Origin of the sequence: Mesorhizobium sp. M1A.F.Ca.IN.020.06.1.1, assembly GCF_004023265.1 — a bacterium.
In the GTDB taxonomy this organism is placed as follows: Bacteria; Pseudomonadota; Alphaproteobacteria; order Rhizobiales; family Rhizobiaceae; genus Mesorhizobium.
In genome coordinates this window covers 1-2052 of the sequence record NZ_RZSR01001026.1, presented here as the reverse complement: position 1 = coordinate 2052, position 2052 = coordinate 1, and the positions used below count along the sequence as shown (strand labels likewise).

At 65.7% G+C, this 2052-nt stretch carries 1 protein-coding gene and 1 pseudogene; both read right to left on the bottom strand.

All coding sequences use genetic code 11. The features are described 5' to 3' along the window. Window positions 1–1646, bottom strand: a 1646-nt coding sequence (gene purL / locus EOA60_RS30480; RefSeq protein ID WP_128312431.1) for a phosphoribosylformylglycinamidine synthase subunit PurL, incomplete at its 3' end; no start/stop codon positions are given. A 153-nt stretch (window positions 1647–1799) separates the two neighbouring features. After that, window positions 1800–2052: pseudogene (locus EOA60_RS30475) on the bottom strand (PLP-dependent aminotransferase family protein); the annotation flags it as partial.

Sequence of the window (2052 nt, the reverse complement as noted above, 5' to 3'; positions counted from 1 at the left end):
GTCGGCGTCGGCAGGATGCCGCGGCCATTGGTTTCGTTGTAGAGCGAGACATTGCCGGAGACGATCGGGAAGCCGAGCGCGCGACAGGCGTCGCCGATACCCTTAACCGCTCCGACAAACTGGCCCATGATCTCCGGCCGCTCCGGATTGCCGAAATTGAGATTGTCGGTGGCGGCAAGCGGCAGGGCGCCCGTTGCCGTCAGGTTGCGCCAGCATTCGGCGACGGCCTGCTTGCCGCCCTCATACGGGTCGGCCTCGCAATAGCGCGGCGTGACGTCGGAAGAGAAGGCGAGCGCCTTGGTTGGATGGCCTTCGACGCGCACCACGCCGGCATCGCCGCCTGGGAGCTGCAGCGAATTGCCCTGAATCAGCGTGTCGTACTGCTCCCACACCCAACGGCGCGAAGAGAGGTCCGGTCCGCCCAGCATCTTGAGCAACGCGTCGGCGACGTCGGCCTTGGGCGCGTCGTTCGCTGCAAGCGGCGCCGGCTTCTTCGTTTCGACCCAGGGGCGATCATATTCCGGCGCCTGGTCGCCCAGTTCCTTGATCGGCAGGTTGGCGACCTCGTCGCCGTGGTGCAGCACGCGGAAGCGCAGGTCGTCGGTGGTCGTCCCGACGATGGCGAAGTCGAGGCCCCATTTGCGGAAGATCGCCTCGGCTTCCTCCTCTTTCTCGGGGCGCAGCACCATCAACATGCGCTCCTGGCTTTCCGACAGCATCATCTCGTAGGCGCTCATGCGCTCCTCGCGCACCGGCACCTTGTCGAGGTCGAGCTCGATGCCGAGATCGCCCTTGGCGCCCATCTCGACCGCCGAGCAGGTGAGCCCGGCCGCACCCATGTCCTGGATGGCGATGACCGCGCCGGACGCCATCAGCTCGAGGCAGGCCTCCAGCAGGCACTTTTCGGTGAAAGGGTCGCCAACCTGTACGGTCGGCCGCTTCTCCTCGATCTTGTCGTCGAACTCGGCCGAGGCCATGGTGGCGCCGCCGACGCCGTCGCGCCCGGTCTTGGCGCCGAGATAGACGACCGGCAGGCCGACGCCCTTGGCCTGCGACAGGAAGATGGCGTTGGTTTTGGCGAGGCCGGCCGCGAAGGCGTTGACCAAGATGTTGCCGTTGTAGCGGGCGTCGAAATTGACCTCGCCGCCGACGGTCGGCACGCCGAAGGAATTGCCGTAGCCGCCGACGCCGGAAACGACTCCAGCGACCAGGTGCCGGGTCTTGGGGTGGTCAGGCGCGCCGAAGCGCAGCGCGTTCATCGCCGCAACCGGTCGCGCGCCCATGGTGAAGACATCGCGCAGGATGCCGCCGACGCCGGTCGCGGCTCCCTGATAGGGCTCGATATAGGAGGGGTGGTTGTGGCTCTCCATCTTGAAGACGACGCAGTCGCCGTCGCCGATGTCGACCACGCCGGCATTCTCGCCCGGCCCCTGGATCACCCGCGGGCCGCTGGTGGGCAGCGTGCGCAGCCATTTCTTGGAAGACTTGTAGGAGCAGTGCTCGTTCCACATCGCCGAGAAGATGCCGAGCTCGGTGAAGCTCGGCTCGCGGCCAACCAGATCGAGGATGCGCTGGTATTCGTCGGGCTTCAGCCCATGCGCGGCGACGAGCTCGGGGGTGATCGGCACGGAATTGGATATGGTCATGAGCGGCGATTGGTATCCGTGGGAGAGGGGGCTTTTCTGAGTCTCCTCTTATCGCAAGCTTTCGAGCGATACACCCCCAAAGCACGACGAAAACGCCGCAAAACCGCTGCGCCGGCACCGGCCGGTAGCGCGAGGCGCTTAGGAAAGGACAGGTCAGGAAAAACTGTCGTAGCCGGCGCGGCCCTCGTCGAGCAGGCGGCGGATGACCGCGACGCCACCGGCGACGTCCTTACTTTGCCGGGGTTGCGAAACACCGAAGCGGACGCCGTGGAAGACTTGCTCGGAACGACCGGCCTTGAACTCGTCCTCGTCGTCGATGAGCACGCCCTGCGCAAGGCAGGCATTCTTGAAGGTGCCTGAGAGCCAAGGATCCGGCAAGGTGAGCCAGACGAAGGGCACATTGTCC